We start from the raw sequence: 23,581 nt of genomic DNA, 5'->3' as shown, positions 1-23,581 counted from the left end.
GACCCGGCGCCCCGTGAGCGCCGGGTCGCGCGCCGCCCCGCCCGCGCCGGCACCGCCCGCCGGTGACCGCTGCGCCCGCGTACTACTCCTCGCCCGCGCCCCCCGGCCGCTTCCCCGCGTCCGCGTCCGCGTCCGGCGCCGGGGCCTGCGGCGCCGAAGCCGGCGGCGCCGGTGCCGCGTCCGGCACCGCCGGCAGCGGGGCGCCCGGTTCGGACATCGCCGTGGCGCCACGCGGCCGGGGCGCCTGCACCGAGACCGTCTCGTGGGAGTACGCGCGCAGATAGCCGACGACGGTGTTGGTGACCGCGACCAGCGGCACGGCCACCACCGCCCCGCCGATGCCGGCCACCATGCCGCCCGAGGCGACCGCCAGCACCACCGCCAGCGGATGGACCCGCACCGCGCGGCCCAGGATGAACGGCTGGAGGATGTGCCCCTCGATCTGCTGCACCGCCAGCACCACCACCAGCGTCATGACGCCCGTGAACACCCCCTGGGTGACGAGCGCGACGACCACCGCCAGCGCTCCCGACACCACCGCACCCACCAGCGGGATGAACGAGAACAGGAAGATGAACACGGCGAGCGGCACCGCCATCGGCACATCGAGGAAGTAGATGCCGAGACCGATGAAGATCGCGTCGATCAGGGCCACTATCACCGTGCCGCGCACATACGCCGTCAGCGTCCGCCACGCGGCCGGGCCCGCGCCGGCGACGCCCGGACGGGCCGCCGCCGGGACGAGCTTCAGCGTCCACTGCCAGATCCGCTTGCCGTCGTAGAGCAGGAACAGCGTCGAGAAGACCGCCAGCAGTATGCCGGTGAGCGCCTCGACCACGACGGTCACGCCCTCCAGGCCCGCCGAGGTGATCTGCTCGGTGTTGGCGCCGACCGCCTCCCGCAGGTTCTTGGCGATCTCGTTGATCTGCTTGTCGGTGACGTGGAAGGGGCTGTTGAGGAGCCAGTTGCGCAGCTCGTCGATGCCGTCCTGGATCTGGTCGGAGAGGTGGTCGATGTTCTCCATGACCTGCCAGGTCACGAACCAGCCGATGAGGCCGATCACGACGAACCCGAACAGCGCCGTCAGCGCGGTGGCCGGCCCGCGCGGCACGCCGAGCCGCCTCATCCGCGCCACCGTCGGCTGCAGCAGCGCGGTGATCAGCAGCGAGGCCACGAACGCCAGCACCACCAGCTGGACGGCGCTGATGACCCGCATGAGCACCCAGACCGTGCCGGCCAGCACCAGCAGCCGCCAGCCGGCCTCGGCCGCGACCCGTACCCCCCAGGGCACGGCCTGCGCCGGGTCGGGGCGGGCCGGGACGACGGCGGTCGTGAACTCGAGCGGCGGCTCGTGACCGGGGGGCGGGAGACCTCCCCGTTCCGCTCCGGGGACCGGGTCCGGGTCCGGCAGGGAGCCCCGCTCCGCTTCGGCGCGGCGCTCCTCCAGCCGTTTGCTGACCTCGGTCAGTCCGGCTCCGACCCGGCCGAGCCACCCTGGCACTCGCGACATGATCCGTCCTCTTCCCCCGTATCTCCCCACCACTCACCTCTGGAGTCGTCGGTCAGACCGTACATGGCGAAAGCCCCGCACCGTAGGACGGTGCGGGGCTGTGCCGGGGTTGAGCGGGCCGGGGCCGAAGGGCTTCCGGTGCCTCTAGTACCAGTGGTTGGCCTGCCAGAAGTTCCAGGCGCCGCACGGGCTGCCGTAGCGGTCGTTCATGTAGCCGAGCCCCCACTTGATCTGGGTGGCCGGGTTCGTCATCCAGTCGGCTCCGGCGGAGGCCATCTTGGAACCCGGGAGCGCCTGCACCAGGCCGTAGGCGTCGGACGTGGGGTTGTCGGCCCGGTAGTTCCAGCTGGACTCGTGGTCCACGATGTTGCTGAAGCACTGGAACTGGTCCGCCGGGACGATCTGCCGGGCCATCGCCTGCACTTGGGCGACCGTGTAGGAGGACTGGACCGCGAAGGTGGAGGCGTCGCGGGTCGCGGAACGGCTGGCGGCGGCCTTGGCCTCCGCACGCTCCTCCTTGGCCTCCCGCTCCGCCTTCTCGGCGGCTTCCTTCTTCGCGACCGCGGTGTCGGCGGCGGCCTTGCGGGCGGCCTCCTCCGCGTCCTTCTTGGCGCTCGCGTCCGCGGCGATGGCCATCGTTTCGGCCTGCTGCGTCAGGGACGCGGTCTGCACCTGGGCCTGCTGGCCCGCGGGGATGTCCGCGAGCAGCGTGGTGCCGCTTGCCGTCGCTTCGACGTCGTTGTTCTGCGCGGTGCTGCCCGAGGCCACACCGACGACGCTTCCGACAGCGGTGACCGCCGTGGCCGAGGCCACTGCGAATCCCCGGACCGAGATCCGGCTCACACGGTTTCCTTCCAGCATCGCCCGCTTCGGTGACCCTCGCGGACGCAATCGTGCCCCTGGCACTGGCCTCCCCAACTGCGGGTCACGGGAGGCACGGGCCCGGTGGGCAACTCCTACGGAAGGAGCGCCGCGTGGTGCTCGGGCGGCATACGACGACGCTATGGAGTTGGGACTGTGTGGTGCTGTGGTGCCATACCGCTGGGGGTACAGGTGTGTCGTATGCGGGGCCTGACAGGAGTGAGACTCTGCCGTAACCCGGCGCCGCAAGGCAATTCTCCGTTGCGTGTGAAAGCTCACATCCCGTTTGGCCCCAGGGAATTCCGCAAGTCCGCACACGCGTCGACGCCGCCCGGCTAGGCTCTACGCCTTTCCGGACGGCGCCGATGACGGGGTGTCCGACTTCCTCCGGGGGCCGTGGGTCAGATCTGCCCGTCTTCGAGCATTTCGGTCACCAGCGCGGCGATCCGGGACCTCTCGGAGCGCGTCAGGGTGACGTGCGCGAACAGCGGGTGCCCCTTCAGCTTCTCGACGACGGCGACCACACCGTCGTACCGGCCGACCCTCAGATTGTCCCGCTGGGCCACGTCGTGGGTCAGGACGACCCGTGAATCGGCCCCGATCCGGGACAGCACGGTCAGCAGGACGTTCCGCTCCAGCGACTGGGCCTCGTCCACGATCACGAACGCGTCGTGCAGCGAGCGGCCCCGGATGTGGGTGAGCGGGAGGACCTCCAGCATGCCGCGCGCGGTGACCTCCTCGATGACCTCCCGGCTGGTGACCGCCGACAGCGTGTCGAAGACGGCCTGCGCCCAGGGGCTCATCTTCTCCGCCTCGGAACCCGGCAGGTAGCCGAGCTCCTGCCCGCCCACCGCGTACAGCGGACGGAAGACCATCACCTTCTGGTGCTGACGGCGCTCCAGCACCGCCTCCAGCCCGGCGCACAGGGCCAGCGCCGACTTGCCGGTGCCGGCCCGGCCGCCCAGGGACACGATCCCGACGTCCGGGTCGAGCAGCAGGTCGAGCGCGATCCGCTGCTCGGCGCTGCGGCCCTTGATGCCGAAGGCCTCCCGGTCGCCGCGCACCAGCCGCACCTCGCCGTCGGCGGTGACCCGCCCGAGCGCCTTGCCGCGCTCCGACTGGATGGTCAGCCCGGTGTGCACGGGCAGGTGCGCGGCTTCGGGCACGTACACGTGCCCCTCTTCGAAGAGGACGTCCACCTGCTCGCCGGGCAGGGTCAGTTCGGACATTCCGGTCCAGCCGGAGGAATCCGTGATGGCGAGTTCCGCGCGGTACTCCTCGGCGAGGAGGCCCACGGAGGACGCCTTGATCCTGAGCGGGAGGTCCTTCGACACGACGGTGACGTCGAACCCCTCGGCCTGCAGGTTGCGGGCGACCGCGAGGATGCGGGAGTCGTTGTCCCCCAGGCGGTAGCCGCTGGGCAGCACGCTGGGGTCCGAGTGGTTGAGCTCGACCCGCACGGTCCCGCCGAGGTCCCCGGTCGGAATGGGGGCGTCGAGACGGCCGTACCGCACCCGGTAGTCGTCCAGCAGGCGCAGCGCCTGACGGGCGAAATAGCCGAGTTCGGGATGGTTCCGCTTGGCCTCCAGCTCGGTCACCACGACGATGGGGAGCACGACCTCGTGCTCGTCGAAGCGGCTCAGGGCTTTGGGATCGGCCAGCAGGACACTGGTGTCGAGAACATAGGTGCGCCGGTCGGGCTTGTGGCGCTTTGCGCTGGTCACCACGGAAGGACGTACCCCCTCGGATGAGGTCGGGGAGCGACGAGGCGGAGCTGGACCGGTCGACGGCCCCCGTGCACAACGGGCCGGAAACCGGCCCTCCGCCGCTTCTTCCGTGCCGTGACCGCACGGTCGGGCTGGTGCAAAGGGCCTCCCGGGCGGACGACGCCTGTGCCGTCCGCTGAGATCCGACACCCGTGGTTCGGGTGTCGAGCTGTCTGGGTTATGCCCTCGAACGAGCGCCGCCATGCCACGGCATATGACGGCGCGCCGGTGAACTCCGTGTGACCTGCGGTGGACGCGCGGGGCGCTCAGCCGCCGTAGCGCCGGTGGCGGGCTCCGTAGTCGCGCATCGCGCGCAGGAAGTCGACCTTGCGGAAGGCCGGCCAGAACACGTCGCAGAAGTAGTACTCCGAATGCGCGGTCTGCCAGAGCATGAATCCGGACAGCCGCTGCTCGCCGCTGGTGCGGATGACCAGGTCCGGATCGGGCTGGGCACGGGTGTAGAGGTGACGCCCGATCATGTCGATGTCGACGGCCTCGGCGAGTTCCTCCATCGACGTGCCCTGCTCGTGGGCGTCCAGCAGCATGGACCGCACCGCGTCGGCGATCTCCTGACGTCCGCCGTATCCGATGGCGACGTTGACCACTATGCCGTCGACGTCCGCGGTGGCCTGCTCGGCCTCCTTCAGGGTGGTCTGCATCCCGGACGGCAGCAGGTCGCGCGTGCCGACGTGGTGCACCCGCCAGCGCCCGTCGGCGGCCAGGGTGCGCACCACGTCCTCGACGATGCCGAGGAGCGGGACGAGCTCCTCCTTCGGCCGGTCGAAGTTGTCCGTCGACAGCAGCCAGAGGGTGACGACCTCGACGTCCGTCTCGCTGCACCAGCCGAGGAACTCGCCGATCTTGTCCGCGCCGGCCCGGTGGCCGTGGACGGTGCTGGAACCCGCGGCCTTCGCCCAGCGGCGGTTGCCGTCCATGATGACGCCGATGTGCTTGGGCACCTGAGCGGTGTCCAGGTGACCTTCCACCCGGCGTGCGTACAGCCTGACCAACAGGCCGCGCAGCTTGTCGCGCAGGTTCACGTGATCATCAGCCCCTCCGTACGGATCGGACAGGCGCGGCGCGCCCCGCCGCGTCGCGCGGCGGGCGGCCCGGTCTCGGCCGCGGGCGGCCCCTGTCCGTATGGCGGTCCCCGAAGGCGAAGCGTACCCCTGCCGGGGCGGGGGCCCCCAAAGCCCCGGGGGTGCGTTCGCCGGACACGGAGCGGCCGCACGCGGTGCACGCGCGGTCCGCCCGCCACCAGGAGCCGCCACCGGGCCCCGTCGCCGGCCCCCTGTCCGGGGCCGCCCGGGGCCCGCCCGGACCCGCCCGGACCCGCCCGGACCGACGTCCCGTCGGGCACCTGAGCCGGGGCAAGAAAAAACGGGCCGGTCCGTGGGGGGGGAGACGGACCGGCCCGAGGGGGGGGTTTCCACCATAACCCTTCGTAAGTGATGCTGCGTACATCGGCGCGCCACAACTACTCTCCGAAGTCGAATGACAACGCGCCAAGGGTCGCGGAAGACACTGCTCAGGACCCCTGATTGGCCGAAACCAGGCGACATCTCGCGGAAATCGGGCACTGGGGGGACCCCACGCCGACCGTGGCGCCACCCGCCAACCGGGTGAGCACACTTTCGGCCGTCCCTCCGACGGGTGACCCGGGCACGGGCGCCGGATTGACCCCGCGAAGGCGGGGTCGGGCACCGCGCAGCCCTCTCCGCTGCCCGGTACCGCCGCCCCGCGCAGCTCTGCTGACGCGCATCACCTTGGTGCGGGCCTATGCGAGGTCGTGCTCCGGAAGCCGGCCGTGTCCGTAACGGTGCGGAGACTCAGGGACGCGGGGTGCGGACGGCTCCGCTCTTGCGGGCGTGAAGGAGATGCCGGGTGCTGTGGGCCACGAAAGCCCCCTCCCGCTCGATCCTCTCGTGCAGGGCGCGCAGCTGCGGCAGGTACGCCTCGACGGTGAAACCGGGGACCATCCAGATCACCTTGCGCAGGAAGTGGACGACGGCGGCGATGTCGTGGAACTCGACCCGCAGCCGTTCGGCCCGCAGATCGACGACCTCCAGCCCGGCGGCCCCGGCCGCGCGCCGCTCACGGTCCGGATGCCGTGCGGAGCGCCGCTCGTCCGGCTGCGCCCCGAGGAAGTGCTCGACGAGCTCGTGGACGCTGCCGGGCCCGACGTGCTGGGCGAAGTAGGCGCCACCGTGCTCGAGCACCCGCGCGATCTCCGCCCACGGGGCCTCCACGGGATGCCGGCTGACGACGAGGTCGAAGGCCCCGTCCGCGAAGGGCAGCGGGGCGTCCTCGGGTGAGGCGACGACGGTCACACCGCGCGGCCGGAGCAGGGCGGTGGCCTTGGCGACGTTGGGCGGCCAGCCCTCGGTGGCGGCGGCGAGCCGGGGCTGGCGGGGGGCGTGGGCGAGGGCGAAGTCCAGCGCCTCACCTCCCCCGGTCTGGATGTCGAGCACGGCGTCGGCCCGGCCCAGCCGCTCGGCCGTCCTCATGGCGTACCCCCACGAGGGCCGGGCCTCGTGGGCCCGTCCCTCGAACCAGGAGAAGTCCCACCCCCCGGTGGGCACGGAGGCGCCCTCCGCCACCAGGTCCTCGAAGGTACGGCGGCCCGTCCTGTCCGTCATGCACCGATCATGCCCGGCGCGGCCCCGCACCGTCCTCCGATTTCACGGCACCGACGGCCGTACCTCCTCCGCCACGAACCGCACGAACCCTTCCGGTCCGGCTCGTCACTGGTCGGCTGGAGGATCACCGAGTCGGCCCCGGCCCCGACCCGGACCCGCTCGGTCCACGCCAGCGCGGCGGCGGCGGTGGAGATCCCACCCTCCCTGAAACAGTCCTCCCACAACCAGAGCTCCTCGAGCCCCGTCTCATCGGCGAGCCGGGCAACGGACCGGAGCCGCTCGGGAGCGAGCCGGAGACGGAAGACCGCGCCTGGTGTGGTGATTGGTCAGGGATGGGCCCTACACGTGGGACGGACCCTTGAAACTGACGCTCGCGGCGATCATCCGCAGAATCGCCCGGTACTCGTCCCGTCGCGCCGGGGCCGTCGTGGTGAGCGTGAGCACGGCCAGGCGCCTGCAGTCCGGATGGGGCAGGTGCGCGTGCAGTTGGAGAAGCGGCAACTGCGGCAGCCCACTGCCGTCCCCCGGCACGGACACCGACTCGCTGAACGCCGCGGGCCCACAGGAAAGCTCGGCGAACTCCACACCGGTGTGCCCCACCCCGGCCGTCACCGCCCGTGCGGCGGTGACGCCACGCGGGGCGGTGGCGGTCTCCCGCCAGGAGACGGTGAAGAGAGAGAACAACGGCGCCGGGCTGCTCACACCGGCCACGTCGGCGACGTCGTCTCGATGAAGCCCGACGGAGCAATGCACGGTGCCTGCTTCGCGTAGGGCGGCCAGGAGTTGTTGAGCCGTGGCGAACTGGGAGATGAGCTGCTGGCGCAGCATTTCATCTGGAGATGTGTCCAGGATCGGAGCAACTGCCGCTCTTAAATCTTCCGCTGCCGCAGAGCCAGAAGGAGGGAGTAGGGCTTCCAAGGGAAGAGCCGTGAAGCCAGCTGGTTCGGCGAACCAAAGCGTCGCATCAGGGTCGTTGAATGAGTCGTGAAGAATGATCGCCGAGTTGAACAAAGGGATTCCATGCAGTGAGTCAGGGGCGGGTAGGGGAAATTCCGACACGTCGACCACGCTCCACGTCCTCCGCAGTGACACCCCAGTCCGCAAATAGCTGGCCAACGTGCTGCGTCATTCGCTGTTCGAGTACATGTAGCCGCCGGGGCGCACTGCCGCGTCGACCGGGTACAGCAATGAGTCCAATGAAGCGGGGATCACCAGCAAACCAAAGTGTCTCGATCTCGCCCTTTAACTCCGACTTGGCACGGGGAGCCATCCTGCGGTGCCACCACTCCGTACGATAATGCCACAGAAAGACAAGAGGTAGTCGTTGTCGAGGATGGGCTGGATTGGGAAACTCGAACCATCCATAGTGCCTGTTCGGCACCTCAGAGTGTTCCTTTAATCCGTATGGAACTCCCCGGAACACTCGCCATGGATAGTTCTGCATGATGCGTCGCATGCGAAGAATTGGGCGAAAATGGCACAACTGCACCACTGCTCGATAGAGGCAGTAGCAGAGCGGAATCACAAAGAGGAGGGAAAATTTCGGAGAAAGATGAGCAGCCAGGAAGTAGAGCAGGCCGAACCATGAAGCGATCCACCACAGTAGTCCAATAACACACTTCAGCATGCACCCTGACCAGGACAAGCGAGTATGCGGATGGTCCCACGCCACTCGACAGCGTTCAGGATTCACTCACAACCCCTACTATTGCTCGAACATCAGAAGGCGTAACGAGCTACATCAAAAATTCCGGCATTGTCCAAGATAAGCCTCGCTCCGTCGACACCCGCCACGGCGCCATCCTTGATTCCGTCGTCCTCCGCGTCCACAATTTTGTTGTAGATCCCAAAGCCGCCAGTACCAACCCCAGCCAAACCTGAGGTCGCAGCCACTGCCTTGGCTGCCGCGTCAGGGTTGCTGAGACTCCTCACCGCCCGCACAACCAAGGGGTTTTCCAACTGGGCAATCGATTGCATACTTTCCATGGAATTGGCACCGAATAACGCCGCCTTTTGCGTGAAGCTGAGCGTTTCCCCTCCAGCACGAATTGCGTTCGTTGCCCCCTTGGCTCCTGCGGCGACCGCCCCGATACCGGGAATCACCCCGGCAGCATCTGCCCCCACTGACACCAAGTTGCTCCAGAAATCCGCATCAAGTTCACCTTTACTGAAGCCATCCTTCAAGGACTCCAGGGTCTCTGGATTCGCAATGAGCCTCAGCCCCAGCGCTGTCACGCTCAGCCCGGACGCCACGAACATCAGTGCGGCTACCGCCGTCAAGCCGAGCGGACCTGCAAAAATGATCGCCACAACTCCTACGACACCAGCCACGAAGCTCAGGATGTCCGGCAGGTTGTCGGTGAGCCAGTCGAGGGCCTCGTCGAACCAGCCTGGTTCGTGCGGAGCCAGTTTCTTCGTCGCGTCGCGGATTCTGCTCGCACGGTGCTTCGCCTGCCGCTCATGCTCCCCAGCCAGCTGCTTCGCCTTGCGAATCACCTTGTCGAGCTCGGCCTGCGCCTCCTCGACAGCCCCGTCCCTGCGCTCCCCCGCCGCCTTTCCCGCACGCCCCTCGGCCCGGTCGACTGCGGCCTGCGCCTCTTCCGCCTCGCCCTCCAACCGCTTCGCACGCCGCTGAAACTCATCCAGCTCGTCCTCCCAGCGGTTCAACTGCCTGGCCGCCTTGCGAATGGAATGCGCAGCGTTCTTCAAGTTCAAGGGCAGCGGCCCGCCGTCGAGCTGCTCGCGGAAGGCGACGGCGGCGTCCCCCTTCCAGTAGCTGCCGTCCAGCAGCTTGGTGACCAAGTCGTGCGCGTCCTGCAGCACCTCCGCACACCCGCTCAGTTTCTTGTGCAGCCGACGGACGGCCTCCGTGTCCCCAGGCACCGGGTTGAACCCCAGGTGGGGATGATCCGGGTTGGGGATGCGCGGCGCCGACTTGAGTCCCTGGGGCAGAAGGAGATCGGCCCGCGACTGCGGATCCAGAACGGCGCCGGCCTGATCGGTGCCCGGAGTGAAAGTCACTTCCCACCGCCCCCGCCCCTGCCCTCCCGGGCCTGCCGGAGCGCCTCCTCCAGAGCCTTGTCTACCTCGAGGTAGCTGTCCCGGCTCTTGCCGATGATCTCGGCCAGGTCGTCCGTCTGCTTGCCGATCTCCTCGGCCCCGTACTTCCAGTCCTCCTGGAAGTCCTCGCAGGCACTGTCGAGATCATCGGTACCGAGCCCGGTGACGGTCGCGTCCGCGAGAACCTTGCGCACGCCTCTGAGGGAACTCGACGACTTGCGCAGGGACTTCATGAACCGCCCCAGCTCGCCCCCGTCCACCGCCAACCGCTCCGCCATACGCTCGTCCCCTCCACCCGCACGACACCACCGATGGAATGAACGACACGACACGCGATCCGTGACGCTCCGGAGCCGGCGGACATGCTCCACCGAGGCAGGGGCCGACTCGGTCAGGGGTGCCGACTTCTCACCCCCTACGTCCGTGACCGTGTCGCTGCCCTTGGCGGCGCTGCACAGTCGGCTCCTGGTGAGGCGTGGCTCCGGGTCAGCGGTTGATGGCCTGGATTTCCTGGACCACGACGTCCTGCGTCGCGCCGAACTCGCCGTCGGGGAGGTCGCCGCCCGCGCCGCCGGTGCCGGTCCAGTGGATCTCCCAGGTGACCGTCGCCTGGAGCGGGAACGTACCGTCGCCCGAGGAACGCAGGTACTTCACCCCGCACGGAGGCGTCTTGTCCGCCTTGCCCTGCGCGTACGGCTCACCGATACGGCCGTCGTTGATCTCGCAGACGCCCGAGGCCGGATAGGTCTCCGCGTCCGGGGTGCCCGGCTTGATCTCCAGCGCGACCGGCTCCGCCGTGGCCGTCGCCTGGATACCGATCGTCGGTACGGACGCCGTGACCGAGACCGGCTTGAACTCCGCGCCGTCCAGCCACGCCCACGTCGGAAGGTTCACCTTGGTGGCCTCCGCGGGGGCCAGCGTCACCTCGGTGCCCGGGACGCGGATCTCCGCGTAGGCGAGTTCGGCGAGGATTTCAGGGGTGACCGCGTTCTCGATGTTCGCGGGCGGGGCGTCGCCCGTGTCGACCCAGAAGTAGTCCTCGTCACAGGAGTCCCAGCCCGGCGGGTAGTTCTTGTTGACGTACGAGCCCCACCAGTAGCCCTTGCCGGACTTGTCCTTGTTGAAGCCCTTCTCCTCGTCGTCGGCGTTGTACTTCTCCCGCTGCTTGGCGTCCCACTCGTAGCCCGTCGAGCCGGCTTCCCAAATCGGTTCCAGGTACTTCTGCAGCTGCTCGGGGGTGTACTTGGGGGCGTACCAGCAGGGAGGCGGGCTCCACGACGTGGACGACGTCAGCGCTCCCGTGGAACCGCCACTGCCGTTCTTCGAACGGTCGAAGACGACGCCGCCGACGGTGACGGAAACAGTGCCGTCATCGCCGGTCTTTGCGCTCTGTTCAGTGCCCTGGGTCGCGCCGCCCAAGGTGTCGTCGGCACGGGCAATGCTCGGCAAAGCCAACAAGGAAACGACCACACCAAGAGTGGCGATCGTCCGGGAAGCGTGAGTCACGGCTGGCACTTGGCGCTCCCACTCTGCGAGACGATTTTCTGGATCATCCATACACCCTCGCTGTTCTTCTTCAGCGACGTGTGGTAGATCACGTAGCTCTTGGCAGTGACCTCGGTCTTCTTGATCTTGCCGCTCTCCAGGTACTTCACGTACGCCTTGCCCTGGTCCTCGCAGTAACTGAAGGACGCGGTGCCATCTTTACCGACGGTCACCTCGGGGGCGTAGAAGCGGTAGGAGCCTGTAAGGCCGGCTTTGTGGTCCACGTAGTTCTGAATGAATTTCTCGGTCCCGGCCGCCGCCTCGCCCTCGTAGTAGTAGAGGTACGCCTTGTCCAATGCGTCCTGGTTCACGATCGCCAGGTCAACGGCCTTGATGGACTGCTCGCTGTCCGCCAGGACCGCGTCCTTCTCCTTGTCGCCCGTCTTCGGCCAGTCGAAGGTGTAGGAGAGATCGGAGGGCAGTTCGATCTTCGGGCGGTCTGCCGAGGCGGAGGCCGACTCGCTCGGGGAGGGGGACTTCTTGTCCCCGGTGTCCGCGCCCGCGATCTTGTCGTTGTCCTTGGTCGGACTGTCGTCGCTTCCGCACGCGGACAGCGTCAGGGCCGCGGTGGCGGTCAGCGCGAGCGCTGCGAGCAGGGTGGGGCGGCGGTTCACGGTCGGCTCCCAGTGGGGCGAGGCTTGGCTTCAGCGAAGTCAAAGCTATCCGGTGCGTAAGTCGAGGCACCAGAGTGGACGGGGTCAACGTGCGGGGTCCTTCGGCTCCCTGAGCGGATGGTCGGTGGTGAGGAGCGTGAGGATAGGGAGGGGCAGGTGTCAGGGGATGGGCCCGTGGGCCCAAAGCAGTGCCCACCGGGTCTGGATCCGTCAGCCGGAGCGGTCGCGTGGTGAGTGGTGGACGGTGAGCGCGGGACCGCCGGTTCCCACTCGGGCGGCGGTCGAGCAGACCTGCGGCGCCAACGGCGTCTCCTGGAGCCCCGAGTCGGGGACCCGGGCCGGCGGACACCTCCTGGTCGTGGCGAGAGCGAAGTCGGGAATCGCCTGCCGCCCGACCGTCGCGCTGCCGACCGTGGCGTTCGGTTCCGACGGCACCCGGGCCGGTCCCGCGGAGCAGGCGGTCGGTGAGCAGGTCGAGTCGAGCGGGAGCACCACCGCCTCCGCCGGGGTGATTCCGAGGAGCAGGGCGGAAACGGCGGCAGGAAACTGGACAGCATCATCGTCGGCGTCGGTGACGCCGACCCCGCCCCGGTCCCTCCGGCGGACGCGGTTCCCTCCCCCTGAGCGGCGTTGTCGGTCCGGCCCACTAGGGTCCTGGATCACCGTCGCCATCGCATGGCGGCCCTTTCGCTGACGTCACGTCACCATCTGGAGCACTCATGGGCTTTGAGGCCACCTACGCCGACTTCTCCGTCGATCCGACTCGGCTGGCCAACGCCGAAGTCAGGCTTCACGGGGCCCGGTTCGCCGGGTCGCACGTGGCGTTGAGCGCGGGCGGGAGCGTGACGCTGGACTTCGAGGTGGAGGACCCGGAGGACGTCCCCCAGGTGACGCTCACCGTCACGGCCCTCGTCTCCAAGCTCGGCTCCGACCTCGGGTACGCGCCGATGAACGTACTGGTCCAGGGTGAGGTGGTGGCCGAGGACCTCACCGTGCCCGGCGGCGGAGACCTTCCGCAGGACAACGTCTTCGCGGTGCCCGGGCGCCTGCTGAAGCCCGGCACCAACACCCTGGAGATACGTTCCTCGGCCAAGTCCGCCAGCATGCTCTGGCTGTACCGGATCACCCTGGACCCCGTCTGGGAACGTGGCCGCTCCGAGCGCGCGCGGGTCGCCGAGGCCGCCCGCGACTCGGTCTTCGCCTACCGTACGGAGTTCCGCCCCGCCCACGCCGCCTCCGCCCCCTGGCAGGCGGCACCGCGGCTGCTCTTCCACATCGACCGGGACGAGCACTCCCTGCCCGCCCAGCTCGGCTGGCGCGGTGAGGACGGCGCCGAGTCGGCCATCAGCTTCCAGTCCAACATGTCCGACTTCCACGGTGTGTACCGCGCCGCGGACGGTACGGCGTACGAGTACCGGGGTCGGCTCACCGACCGCCGGCCGTTCTCGGACGACGCCGAGAACCTCTCGGCGTCCCCCCTGCACCGCTTCCACACGGAGGAGGGGTGGGGCGGCCGCTGGCACACCTCCCACGAGCTGCGGCTGCTGGTCGACGACGGCGGGGCGCCCGTCGAGCGGGTGACCTGGCGCGACCAGCGGGGCAACTCCGGGGTGGTCGTGCTGCACGCCGCCGCCTCCGAGGTCGAGGTGACCGGTGTCGAGGCGAGCGACGAGTTCGAGGACGGGGGCGAGGGAGCCGACAACCTCCTCGAGGACGAGCGCAGCAAGTGGCTGACGTTCGAGGAGACCGCCCACCTGGACTTCACCCTCGCCCGTCCCGCCGCCGTCGCCTCCTACTCCCTGACGTCGGCGAACGACTTCGCCGAGCGCGACCCCCGCGACTGGACCCTCCTCGGCTCCCACGACGGTCAGACGTGGACGCCGCTGGACACGCGCAGCGGTGAGAAGTTCACCGAGCGGTTCCAGACCCGCACGTTCCACCTCCGCTCCTCCGCCCGGGCCCACCGCCACTACCGTCTCGACATCACCCGCAACTCCGGCGGGACCGAGGTCCAGCTCGCCCGGGTCCGGTTCGCGGAGGCGCCCGCCGGGCAGGCGTTCACCGGCTACTACCAGCGCTGGAACGAGGGCCCCATCGGTTACCGCGGCACGCCGGCCGTCGCCGCGTCCGCCGCCCTTCCCGCCGCTCCCCGCGTCGCCTCGGAGCTGCAGGCCGCCGTCGCGAGCCTGTCCGAGACGGCCCGGACGCTGACCGCGCTGGCGGAGCAACTGCGCGCGCACTGATGCCCGGGGGGCCTGCGGAGATACGTTCGGTGCGGACGGTTCGTCGGTGGGTGGTCGAGGGGGCGGTCGGGGATGGGGCGCTGGCGGGACGGGCGTGGGGAGCTGATCGTGCGGGGGGAGGGCGGAGAGCGGACGGGCGTGCGCGTTCCGCTGGAGATCGCCGCCTCCTATCGGGCCCGCACGAAGGGGCTGCTGGGGCGGGACTCCCTCGACGGGGCCCTGCTGCTCTCCCCCGCCAACAGCGTGCACACCTTCCGCATGCGCATGCCCATCGACGTCGCCTACCTCGACCGGCGGCTCCGGGTCGTCGCCGTCCGCACCATGCCCCCGGGACGGCTCGGTCGGCCCCGGTTCCGGGCACGGCACGTGCTGGAGGCCGAGGCCGGGACGATGGAGGGGTGGGGGCTGCGGGTCGGGGCCCTGGTGGAAGTGGACCTTTAGCGCGCCGCCGCCTTCCGTGTCCATCCGTGCGCCTCCCCGGGCAGGACCGCCCCTGTGAGGGTGCGCGTCGCAGGAGGGGCGTGCGGCAGGCTCCGGGCGGCCACGACCGATTGCGGGCGGGGCTCAGCACACCACCCGTTGTGACCGGATCGTAGGATCGGTGAGCGGCGCGGTGGCTGACGTCCGCGGTCCGTGCGGTCCGTGCGGGACGATCGGTGCCGGGCAGGTGCCGGAAGGGGGGACGGAACCGTGTGGCCACGGGTGAACGGCATGCGGGCACTGGAACTCGGCACGGCCGGTGAGATGCGGGAGCGACTCAACGCTCTCGTCCTGGCCGGGAGGAAAACCGCCACCACCGGGCTGCTGGCCGAGTACGTCGAGGAGACGGAGGGCCTGGAGTTCGAGGGTGAGCGCCTGGCGCTTCTCGGGAACGACGGAGACCACGTCGCCACGATCGAGATCACCGGCGTCGGGCTGGCTCCCTTCGGCGGTGTCACGTGGGAACACGCCGCCGCCGAAGGAGAGGGCGACCGATCGCTGGACGAGTGGCGGACCGGACACAGGCGCTTCTGGGAAGGCGTCGGCACTCCCGTGGATGAGGACACGCCGCTGGTGTGCCTGCGGTTCCGGCTCGTCACGCCTTCCGGATGACCTGAGTCGGCTCAGCTCGCCGTGCGCGGGAAGGTGATCTCGACCCTGCGGTTCTTCTTGCGGCCGGCCTCCGTCGAGTTGTCGGCGATCGGGTACTGCTCGCCGTATCCGCGCACCTCGTAGGTGATGTTCGCGTCGCGCAACTGCTGGCCCAGGACGGCTTGTACGGCGTTGGCGCGCCGACGGGACAGGACGTCGCCGTGCGCGGACGAGCCCAGGTTGTCGGTGAAGCCGAAGACGCGGACCTTCGTCGCGTTCTGCGCCTTGATCTCGCCCGCGATCGTGACGATGCGGGCCTTCGCCTCCGCGCCGAGCTTCGCGCTGTCCTTGCCGAACAGGACCTCGGCCTGGAGCGCGAACGTCACGTCGGAGTTGGTGTCCTCGCGGCGTTCGTCGCCGCTTTGGTCTTCTACGACCTGCTTGATGTCCAGAACCTTCGGCTCAGCAAGGTTCGCCCCCTCCGGGAGCTTGAGGTCCGGGTCGTTGGGATCGATTTCTACGGGGGCTGAGGCCATGGCTTCGGTTCCTGGGGGAACGCTGGGGCCATCGTCAGCCGCGACAGTTGTGGCGCAGCAGAGGTTCATGGCGACCAGAAGAGTGGCGGCAGTGAGTGCCAAGGTGAGCCGAGGCGGCACCAGGTGCATACGCGTGTATGTCATGGCCGACCTCACCCAGAGATCTGGATGGTGCCGCTGGCGAACGTTGGCAATTGGAAAGTGACTTCGACTGTACCATCTGGTGGCGCGGGGAACTGCATGAAGACAGGAAGGCTATCCCCCGCTTTAACGGTCGAGAAACCAGCCGTGGTCAATGGTCGACCGTCTGTGTCGCGCAGTACGTAGTACCGCTTCTTGCTCTTTGAGTCGACCAGCGTGGCACCACCAAGCGATCGACCATTTCGCACGATCTCAGTCTCATTGCCACTCAGAGCTGCAGGGATTACAACGCTCTCGGCTCCATCGTTCTTCAGAGTGCCATTGACGGTGACGAACCCACCAGCGTCACGTTGTGCAGATGAGATCTGCAGAAGCAGTCCGTTCGATCCCCTCAGTTCCGTCAGAGGATCGTTCGTCTGGTTCTCTTGTGCGCTTGGGTCGGACCCGTTGCCCCGCGATGTCGATGACGAGACCTCCGGCTTCTTATCATCCTCTCCTCCACCACCGCAGGCGGCCACGCCTAGGGCCAGTCCGGTCACGACAGTCATCGCGGCCACCCCCCTACGGGCCTTCGTTGTGAACCGAATACTCATGCCTCTGCTTCCTTAGTCACTCGTCGTTCGCTTGTCAGTCGGCCAGGTTGACATCGAAGAGGTCTTCAGGTTTCGGGAGCAGCTCATCGGAGTCCTCCGGGTCCAGCTTCCACTCCCTCCCCTTACAGGTCAGCAGCGGCAGCTTTTCCTCTCCTGCTTCCTCCGTCAGAAGCTCAAACTCGCAGCGAGGCTCGATCACGGCAGTGGCCTTTTCCTGAGACTTCATTTTCTCCGTGCCGGGAATTATGGACTCCCCGACAGTGTCATTCGTTTCCACCACCACCGTGTAACCCAGCAATCCGTCCGGAAGGCAGCTCAGAACAACGGCATCATTCTGCGTCGCCAGTTGATCCGCCCTCCAGCACGACGGGGTGATCCCTTCCGTATTTCCGTTGAAGATGCCCTGCCATTTGGTCGGATCGAGGAGGCTCCGCACCCACGCGTCTGCGAGTTGATCCCGCCGCTCCTGGGCTGCCGCGAGCGCGGCCGCATCAGCGGCGGTTTGCGCGCTGTTTCGGTTCGCCGCAGCCTGGCCGACCGCGAAGTACGCGAGCGCAAGAAAGAGCAGGCCCCCCACCACCGTGATGTAGATGGGGAATGCCTGCCCTGCATCGCTGTACCCGCGTGGTCGCATCAGCCGCCGGTGACCCGCGCGATCTGTGTCGTGATCGCGTCGTAGATCGACTGGCCAAGGCTGGTACCCGTGATCGCCAGCACGATCGCCACGACCACCGCGATGATGCCCAGGTACTCCACTGCGGTCTGGCCCTTGTCGTTGCGGGCCGCGCGGGACTGGAGGTACCTGACCGCCGTGTTGATCCAGTTGCTCATGGTGTTCCCCTCCGGCTGACGCGGTGGCGGCCTGTCTCGTGGGGCCGCCTTCGGCATCCGCACCGTACGGGTGGGAGCCCCGTCCGCCGGAGGGCCCCAGGGCCCAATCCCGGGCCCAAGTGCGGGACCGGCTCCTCGTCGTCCTCGTCGTCCTCGTCGTCCTCGTCGTCCTCGTCGTCACCCGAGGTCACCCCACCCCTCGGCCCGGACCCGGTGCCGTGCCGAGCCACTTCGCCGCGGCCTCGGAACGGCTCGTGCTGTGGAGCTTCGCGAAGATGCGGTTGATGTGGTTCTTGACCGTCTTCTCGCTGATGAAGCACATGGCGGCGATCTGCCGGTTGGTCATGCCGGATGCGATGAGGTCCATGATCTCCGCCTCCCTCGCGCTGAGTCGGTACCTCGACCTGTCGGAAGCGGCCGGACGGCCGCCTGTCCAGCCAGACGTCGATCGTGCCACATCCGATTGCAGTTGCGAAAGGTTTTCCGCAGAAGTGGACGGGGACGGGACGTCGGAGGAGTAGAGTTCGTTTGATGCGGGGCCAGTTGTGCGTAAGGAGCCCAGCCCCTCCGGCAGTTTCCCGGAGGGGTGCGGACTCTGACGGAGTTGCGAGAGCAACGCTCCGGCCGCTGTGGGGGTGAAGTGGGGCCTGCCCTCTCCGATGTCGCGGATCGCCGCCACCAGTTGGTCCGCCGTGAACTCGCCGTGGACCAGGTAGCCGCCCGCTCCCCTGCGCAGGGCCTCCTGGACGATCTCCGACTCCCCGCTGTACGTCAGCATCACCACGGAAGCGATCCGCACCAGGTACGGGAGTGCCGAGAGGCCGTCCACACCGGGCATGCGGACGTCCAGGAGGACCACGTCGGGGCGGTGGGCGCGGGTCGCCTCGCAGGCCTCCCGGCCGTCGGCCGCCTCCGCCACCACCGTGATGCCCTCGCGGCCGGTGAGGAGGGCGGTCAGGCCGGCGCGGACCACCGGGTTGTCGTCCGCCACGACGACCCGGAGGGGGGCCGGCGGCGGAACGTGTGCGAAGGGGTGGGGCGGTGTCGTCATGGGGTGGCCTCCGTGGGGGTCGTCACGGCCGCCAGCGGGAGCTCCAGGCGGACCTCTGTGCCTCGGGTGTGGGCGCCCCGGCCGATGCGGATGCGGGCGCCGACCGAGGCCGCCCTCTCGACCATGCCGACCAGGCCGAAGTGACCGGAGCGGCGGAGCTGTTCGAGGTCGGTGCCGGGCGGGAGGCCGGTGCCGTCGTCGTACACGCTGATGCGGAGCAGGTCGCCGTGGACGCCGGCGTGGACGTCGACCCTGGCCGGTCGCGCGTGGCGGTGGGCGTTCTCCATGGCCTCCGAGACGATGGTGAGGAGCTGGCGGGCCACGGCGGGCGGGACGGGCGGGACCGCGCGTTCACCGGTGGGGCGGCAGGTCGCCGGGAGACCGGTGCGGGCGGAGAAGTCGCGGGTGCGGGAGGCCAGTTCCGCCAGGACGTCCGTGCCCCGGTCCGGGTCCGACTCCCTGCGCAGGTCGGCCAGGAGTTCGCGGGACTCGGCGGCGGCTCTGCGGGCCGAGCGGGCCACCAGTTCCGCCTGTCGCTTCACCAGGGCCGGGTCCGGGTGCGGGGCGTCCGCCGTGCCGGCCAGGCCGTCCGCGGCCAGGGCCACCCCGTGGAGGGTCTTGGCCACCGAGTCGTGCATCTCGCGGGCCAGACGGGCCCGTTCGGCGCCGACCGCCTCCGTGACGGCCAGGCGGGCCTGGACCGTGGTCAGGGCCCGGGTCGCCGTGCCCAGGCGGAGCATGAGGTTGCGGAGGCTGGAGCCGACCGCGCCGGCGATCACGCAGAGGCCGGGGAGGAGGAGTGATTCCGCCGGGTCCGTGTGCGGGTTGTCCAGGGCCGCGTGGACCAGGAGGAGGATCAGGCCCTGGAGGGAGGCGAAGACCGCCGCCCCGCGCCAGCCGTAGATCAGGCCCGCGAGGAGGGGGGTGCAGACGCTGACGTAGGCGAGGGTGGTGTCGGGACCCGCGGAGATGAGGAGCAGGGCTCCGAAGAGGGTGTCCGCCGCGAGGAGGGTGGGGTGGCGGAGGAGGAGGGGGCCGAAGCGTTCCCAGTCCCTGAAGAGGACGTAGGAGGCCATGAAGGTGGCCACCACGGCGAGGGCGACGAGGCGGGTGCTCCAGCCGGGGGCGGCGTTGAGGAGGGCGGAGGGGGTCGCCAGGGCGATCATCGCCAGGCGGAAGCCGAACGCCTGCCGGCACAGGGCTTGGAGGGCGTTGATCTGGATCTGGACGTCCGGCGCCGGTGCGGGTGCGGGTGGCCCCGGTGGGGGCCCGGCACCGTCGGCGGCGTTCCCGCCGTGCAACGGGCTGTCCGAGCCCCCCTCCTCAGGACCCGCCGCCGGTTCCCGGCCCGGGGGCGGCTCCGGGGTCGCCGAGGTCACCGGGACGTCCGGGGCGCCCGTCCTGGTGTGGGGCGGGAGGACCGTGCCCGTCGGCGGGGTGGTGATCTCCGAGGGTCCGGGCGCGCGGCGGAACGGCCCCGTGCGTTCCCCGCTCGTCGTCATCGCACCCCGCCCCCTGCCCTACTCGCCCGTGACCGCGCCGAAGTCGATGCCGGAGCCGAGGATCAGACCGGCGCCGAGGAGGATCATCGTGGCCGGGACCATGAACGTGGTGATCATCATGGTGGCCTTCGGGACCGCGCGGGCCGCCTTGCGGCGGGCGTTCTGCGCGTCCGTGCGGCGCATGTCCTTGGCCAGGGACACCAGCGTGTCCACGATCGGCGCGCCCAGTTCCTCGCCCTGCTGGAGCGCCGTGACGAACATCGCCACCTGTTCCGAGTCGTTGCGGCGGCGCAGTTCCGCGAACGCCTGCCTGCGGCTCATGCCCAGGTCCATCTGACGGAGCGTGATGCGCAGTTCGTCCGCCCACGGGCCCTCGTACTTCGACGACACCCGGTCCAGGGCCTGCCGGAAGCCCAGGCCCGCGCTCACCACCACCGCCAGCACGTCCAGGAAGTCCGGCAGCGTCCGCTCGATGACGTCCCTGCGGACGCGGATCGCCGACCAGATGCCCACCTCCGTCCAGAACGCGCCGAAGGCGAGGAGCAGCAGGGCCATGAGGAGCTGGCCGCGCATCAGGAAGGCCAGGAAGCCCACGACCCCCAGGAAGCCGTACACCGCGCGGCGGGCGGCGTAGCGGTCGAGGGTGAGGCCGCCGGGGTTGCCCGCCAGGTCGATCCTGCGGCGGTACCGGGCGACCTGCCTGGGGCCCATGAGGCGCAGCACGGCGGGCGCGTAGCGCATGCCCAGGCGGTCGACGAGGGAGTCGACCGCGCCCGTGCGGGTGGAGCCGACCTCCAGGGCCAGGGCCAGGTCGCCGGGGAGTTTCACCTCCGCCCGGTACATGCGGACACCGGCGAAGACGCCGTAGACGGCGAGGCCCATCAGGAGGGCGAGCAGAAGTGCCATGTCGGTCGGTCCTCCTCGCCGCTCAGACGTCGATGCGGGACAGGCGGCGGATGAGGACGAAGCCGATGGCGTACAGACCGAACGCGACGATCACCGCGGCCTGTCCGGCCGGGGAGCCGGTCATGCGCTCCAGGGCTCCGTCCTTCACCCCGTTCATCAGGAACAGCGAGCCGACGCCGAGGACGGGCACGGCGTACGACGTCATGCTGACCTGGGAGAGCTGGGTGCGGACCTCGCGCCGGGTCTCCTTGCGCTCCTCCAGCGTCTCGGTCAGGTTCCGCAGGGCGCTCACCACCTGGCCGCCCGCCCGGTTGGACAGCACCAGGGTGGTGACCAGGACGACCAGCTCGCGGGACGGGAGGCGGTCGGCGAGTTCGCCGAGGGCGTCGTCCATCGACGCGCCCACCGCCAGCTGGTTGGCCACCTTGGCCAGTTCCTCGCCGGCCGGGGCCTCCAGCTCCTCCGCCGCCATGCCGACGGCCGTGCGCAGGGCGAGGCCCGCCTGGGTGGCGTTGGCGAGGATGCGGGCCAGTTCCGGGAGCTGGTTGATGAACTTCTCGATGCGTTTCTGCCGCTGCCAGGTGAGGAACTGCAGCGCCGCCCCGATGCCGAGCAGGCCGGCGATCGGCCCGAAGAAGGGGGCGAGGGTCGCCTGGCCGACGAGCCACAGGCCGGCGACCGTGGCGAGCATGCAGGCGAAGAACTCGCCGGGGGTGATGTCCAGTCCGGTGGCCAGCAGACGCAGTTCGAGCTTCCTGCCGAGTCCGGTGCGGCGCAGGCGACGGTCCAGGCCGGGGAAGTGGCGGCGGCGGCCGGCGGCGGGGATCCGGCCGGTGGCCGACAGCCGGTCCACCAGCGCCTGCCGCTGTGCCCTGCCGGTGGCGTACGCGTGCACGCCGACGACCGCGAGGACGCAGGTCAGCAGCGTGATGCCGGTGGTCAGCGTGATCAGGTTCTGCAGCTCCATGGGGGCGGTTCCTACCTGGCTTCTCGGGTGGCGAGCTGGTCGTAGGACTGGGCGACGCCGAACGCCTGGGGGACGGGCTGGCTCGCCATGTAGAGGCGGTCGGCGGTGCGGCGCGGGAGGGGGTAGTGCTCGTAGACGCCGTGGACGCGGCCGTCGGCGGTCATCGGCCGGGCGTGGAAGCGGGCGACCGTGGCCAGCCGGTACGGCTCCGAGCCGTGGCTCTCCAGCAGGGCGACCTCGGTGATGCGGCGGGCGCCGTCGGCGAAGCGGGTGAGCTGGACGATGACGTCGACGGCGCTGTTGATCTGGTCGTGGAGCGCGACGAAGGGGATCTCCACGTCGGACATGGAGGCGAGGGTCTGCAGGCGCGTCAGGGCGTCCTCGGCGCTGTTGGCGTGGACGGTGGCGAGGGAGCCGTCGTGGCCCGTCGACATGGCCTGGAGCATGTCCAGGGACTCGCCGCCGCGGACCTCACCGACGACGATGCGGTCGGGGCGCATGCGGAGCGAGTTGCGGACCAGGTCGCGGATGGTGACCCTGCCCTTGCCCTCGACGTTCGGCGGGCGGGACTCCAGGCGGATGACGTGCGGCTGCTGGAGCTGCAGTTCGGCGGAGTCCTCGATGGTGATGATGCGTTCCCGTTCGGGGATCAGGCCGGAGAGGGCGTTCAGCAGGGTCGTCTTCCCGGTGCCGGTCGCGCCCGAGACGATGACGTTGAAGCGGGCCTGCACCAGGCCGGCCAGCAGGTAGAGCGTGGGCTCGTCCAGCGAGCCGAGGCCGATCAGCTCCTGGAGGGTGAAGGAGCGGGGGAAGCGGCGGATGGTGAGGGTCGCGCCGGTCAGGGAGAGCGGCGGGATGATGACGTTGACGCGCTCGCCGGAGGGGAGGCGGGCGTCGACCATGGGGTTCGACTCGTCGACGCGGCGGTTGACCGTGGAGACGATGCGTTCGATCGTCTGCATCAGCTGGTCGGCGGAGGCGAAGCGGAGCGGGAGCTGTTCGACCCGGCCGCCGCGCTCCACGAAGATCGCGTCGGGTCCGTTCACCATGATCTCGGTGATGGACGCGTCCTCCAGCAGGGGCTCCAGGATGCCGAGCCCCAGTGCCTCGTCGACGACCCTGCGGATCAGCTGGGAGCGCTCGACGGTCGACAGGACGGGGCCCTCGCGGCTGATGATGTGGCCGAGGACGCGTTCCAGCCGGGCCCGGCGCTCGGCCGCGGCCAGCGAACTCATCTCCGCGAGGTCGATCTCCTCCAGGAGCTTGGCGCGGTAGGAGGCGACCAGGCGGCCGTCCTCGCCCCGGCCGGCCGTCTCCTCGGGGGAGTTGATGCGTGCCCGCAGGCTCATGTCGCTCGCTCCTCAGTGGTCTCGCGGCATCGTGGCGGACTTGCGGACGGGGTCGAAGTCCCAGCCGGGGACGATCGACGGGATGCGGATCGTGGCGGTGACGGTGACCTCGTCGCCGCCCTCCGCCACCGCGCAGGCGGTGCGCCCGGCCAGCCAGTCGCTGACCGCCGCCGTGCAGGCCGGCCCGGCGGCCCGGTCGAGCGAGGCGCTGCGCGCCCCCGCGCGGGCCGCCGTGCCGGCCTGCTGGGCGGTGTAGGCGACCAGGCCGAGCTGCACGGCGGCCAGGGCGACGACGAGCAGCACCGGGAGGAAGCCGAGGTACTCGAGGGCGACCTGGCCGCGGTCGCGGGGTCGACGTGCGTACGGCGCGTGAGGCGTGGACGGCGCGTGAGGCAT

At 69.7% G+C, this 23,581-nt stretch carries 23 protein-coding genes and 1 pseudogene; 3 read left to right on the top strand and 21 right to left on the bottom strand.

Annotated elements, in window-relative coordinates; genetic code table 11:
- Positions 1 to 82 precede the first annotated feature (82 nt).
- The 11 genes and pseudogenes from ABTY20_RS21795 to ABTY20_RS21745 all read right to left on the bottom strand — a co-directional run bounded on the left by ABTY20_RS21795 (position 83) and on the right by ABTY20_RS21745 (position 11,995).
- Positions 83 to 1,510 carry an AI-2E family transporter gene (locus tag ABTY20_RS21795; protein ID WP_351998673.1) on the bottom strand — a complete coding sequence of 476 codons (1,428 nt, stop codon included), beginning with the start codon at positions 1,508 to 1,510 and terminating at the stop codon, positions 83 to 85.
- Between the two features lie 144 nt (positions 1,511 to 1,654).
- Positions 1,655 to 2,353 (bottom strand): aggregation-promoting factor C-terminal-like domain-containing protein, encoded by a 699-nt coding sequence (locus ABTY20_RS21790; RefSeq protein ID WP_351998672.1) that lies wholly within the window; start codon positions 2,351 to 2,353, stop codon positions 1,655 to 1,657.
- 419 nt (positions 2,354 to 2,772) lie between these two features.
- On the bottom strand, positions 2,773 to 4,098 hold the full coding sequence (gene phoH2 / locus ABTY20_RS21785) for an RNA 5'-3' helicase PhoH2 (protein ID WP_351998671.1): 1,326 nt from the start codon (positions 4,096 to 4,098) through the stop codon (positions 2,773 to 2,775).
- A gap of 305 nt (positions 4,099 to 4,403) precedes the next feature.
- Positions 4,404 to 5,177: an isoprenyl transferase gene (locus ABTY20_RS21780; protein WP_351998670.1), complete on the bottom strand. Its 774-nt coding sequence runs from the start codon at positions 5,175 to 5,177 to the stop codon at positions 4,404 to 4,406.
- A 789-nt stretch (positions 5,178 to 5,966) separates the two neighbouring features.
- On the bottom strand, positions 5,967 to 6,776 hold the full coding sequence (locus ABTY20_RS21775; protein ID WP_351998669.1) for a methyltransferase domain-containing protein: 810 nt from the start codon (positions 6,774 to 6,776) through the stop codon (positions 5,967 to 5,969).
- Positions 6,777 to 6,913: 137 nt separating this feature from the next.
- Positions 6,914 to 7,099, bottom strand: a pseudogene (locus ABTY20_RS21770) (LLM class flavin-dependent oxidoreductase); the annotation flags it as partial.
- Between the two features lie 16 nt (positions 7,100 to 7,115).
- Positions 7,116 to 7,604 (bottom strand): hypothetical protein, encoded by a 489-nt coding sequence (locus tag ABTY20_RS21765; RefSeq protein WP_351998668.1) that lies wholly within the window; start codon positions 7,602 to 7,604, stop codon positions 7,116 to 7,118.
- An 891-nt stretch (positions 7,605 to 8,495) separates the two neighbouring features.
- Complete coding sequence (locus ABTY20_RS21760) at positions 8,496 to 9,797, bottom strand: hypothetical protein (protein ID WP_351998667.1); 1,302 nt, start codon at positions 9,795 to 9,797, stop codon at positions 8,496 to 8,498.
- The gene (locus ABTY20_RS21755; protein ID WP_351998666.1) at positions 9,794 to 10,114 is read right to left on the bottom strand and encodes a hypothetical protein; all 321 of its coding nucleotides are present in this window, start codon (positions 10,112 to 10,114) and stop codon (positions 9,794 to 9,796) included. The genes ABTY20_RS21760 and ABTY20_RS21755 overlap by 4 nt, the downstream gene beginning before the upstream one ends.
- Positions 10,115 to 10,322: 208 nt before the next feature.
- Positions 10,323 to 11,351, bottom strand: coding sequence for a hypothetical protein (locus tag ABTY20_RS21750; protein WP_351998665.1), 1,029 nt, complete (start codon positions 11,349 to 11,351; stop codon positions 10,323 to 10,325).
- On the bottom strand, positions 11,339 to 11,995 hold the full coding sequence (locus ABTY20_RS21745; RefSeq protein WP_351998664.1) for a hypothetical protein: 657 nt from the start codon (positions 11,993 to 11,995) through the stop codon (positions 11,339 to 11,341). The genes ABTY20_RS21750 and ABTY20_RS21745 overlap by 13 nt, the downstream gene beginning before the upstream one ends.
- A gap of 719 nt (positions 11,996 to 12,714) precedes the next feature.
- On the opposite strand from ABTY20_RS21745, the gene ABTY20_RS21740 reads away from it, so the two are divergent.
- From ABTY20_RS21740 to ABTY20_RS21730, 3 genes are all read left to right on the top strand, one after another.
- Positions 12,715 to 14,238 (top strand): alpha-1,2-mannosidase, encoded by a 1,524-nt coding sequence (locus ABTY20_RS21740; RefSeq protein WP_351998663.1) that lies wholly within the window; start codon positions 12,715 to 12,717, stop codon positions 14,236 to 14,238.
- Positions 14,239 to 14,310: 72 nt separating this feature from the next.
- Entirely contained in the window at positions 14,311 to 14,679 is a 369-nt protein-coding gene (locus ABTY20_RS21735) for a DUF192 domain-containing protein (protein WP_351998662.1), read from the top strand.
- 270 nt (positions 14,680 to 14,949) lie between these two features.
- Positions 14,950 to 15,330, top strand: coding sequence for an ASCH domain-containing protein (locus tag ABTY20_RS21730; RefSeq protein ID WP_351998661.1), 381 nt, complete (start codon positions 14,950 to 14,952; stop codon positions 15,328 to 15,330).
- An 11-nt stretch (positions 15,331 to 15,341) separates the two neighbouring features.
- Here ABTY20_RS21730 and ABTY20_RS21725 read toward each other — a convergent pair whose 3' ends face one another.
- The 10 genes from ABTY20_RS21725 to ABTY20_RS21680 form a co-directional block, all read right to left on the bottom strand.
- Positions 15,342 to 15,989 carry an OmpA family protein gene (locus ABTY20_RS21725; RefSeq protein ID WP_351998660.1) on the bottom strand — a complete coding sequence of 216 codons (648 nt, stop codon included), beginning with the start codon at positions 15,987 to 15,989 and terminating at the stop codon, positions 15,342 to 15,344.
- An 8-nt stretch (positions 15,990 to 15,997) separates the two neighbouring features.
- Positions 15,998 to 16,579 carry a hypothetical protein gene (locus ABTY20_RS21720; protein WP_351998659.1) on the bottom strand — a complete coding sequence of 194 codons (582 nt, stop codon included), beginning with the start codon at positions 16,577 to 16,579 and terminating at the stop codon, positions 15,998 to 16,000.
- 34 nt (positions 16,580 to 16,613) lie between these two features.
- Complete coding sequence (locus ABTY20_RS21715) at positions 16,614 to 17,213, bottom strand: pilus assembly protein TadG-related protein (RefSeq protein ID WP_351998658.1); 600 nt, start codon at positions 17,211 to 17,213, stop codon at positions 16,614 to 16,616.
- Complete coding sequence (locus ABTY20_RS21710) at positions 17,213 to 17,410, bottom strand: Flp family type IVb pilin (protein ID WP_351998657.1); 198 nt, start codon at positions 17,408 to 17,410, stop codon at positions 17,213 to 17,215. Before ABTY20_RS21710 ends, ABTY20_RS21715 begins: the two co-directional genes overlap by 1 nt.
- A 187-nt stretch (positions 17,411 to 17,597) precedes the next feature.
- On the bottom strand, positions 17,598 to 18,461 hold the full coding sequence (locus ABTY20_RS21705) for a response regulator (RefSeq protein WP_351998656.1): 864 nt from the start codon (positions 18,459 to 18,461) through the stop codon (positions 17,598 to 17,600).
- A complete protein-coding gene (locus ABTY20_RS21700) occupies positions 18,458 to 19,963 on the bottom strand; it encodes a sensor histidine kinase (protein WP_351998655.1) in 1,506 nt (501 codons plus the stop codon). The genes ABTY20_RS21705 and ABTY20_RS21700 overlap by 4 nt, the downstream gene beginning before the upstream one ends.
- Before the next feature lie 18 nt (positions 19,964 to 19,981).
- Positions 19,982 to 20,869, bottom strand: a complete 888-nt coding sequence (locus tag ABTY20_RS21695) for a DUF5936 domain-containing protein (RefSeq protein ID WP_351998654.1) — start codon at positions 20,867 to 20,869, stop codon at positions 19,982 to 19,984.
- A 22-nt stretch (positions 20,870 to 20,891) separates the two neighbouring features.
- Positions 20,892 to 21,836, bottom strand: a complete 945-nt coding sequence (locus ABTY20_RS21690) for a type II secretion system F family protein (protein ID WP_351998653.1) — start codon at positions 21,834 to 21,836, stop codon at positions 20,892 to 20,894.
- A gap of 11 nt (positions 21,837 to 21,847) precedes the next feature.
- The gene (locus tag ABTY20_RS21685) at positions 21,848 to 23,185 is read right to left on the bottom strand and encodes a TadA family conjugal transfer-associated ATPase (protein ID WP_351998652.1); all 1,338 of its coding nucleotides are present in this window, start codon (positions 23,183 to 23,185) and stop codon (positions 21,848 to 21,850) included.
- Between the two features lie 12 nt (positions 23,186 to 23,197).
- Positions 23,198 to 23,581, bottom strand: a complete 384-nt coding sequence (locus ABTY20_RS21680) for a TadE/TadG family type IV pilus assembly protein (RefSeq protein ID WP_351998651.1) — start codon at positions 23,579 to 23,581, stop codon at positions 23,198 to 23,200.

Origin of the sequence: Streptomyces sp. NPDC126497, assembly GCF_040302425.1 — a bacterium.
Taxonomy (GTDB): domain Bacteria; phylum Actinomycetota; class Actinomycetes; order Streptomycetales; family Streptomycetaceae; genus Streptomyces.
This window is presented reverse-complemented; position numbering and strand designations above follow the sequence as displayed.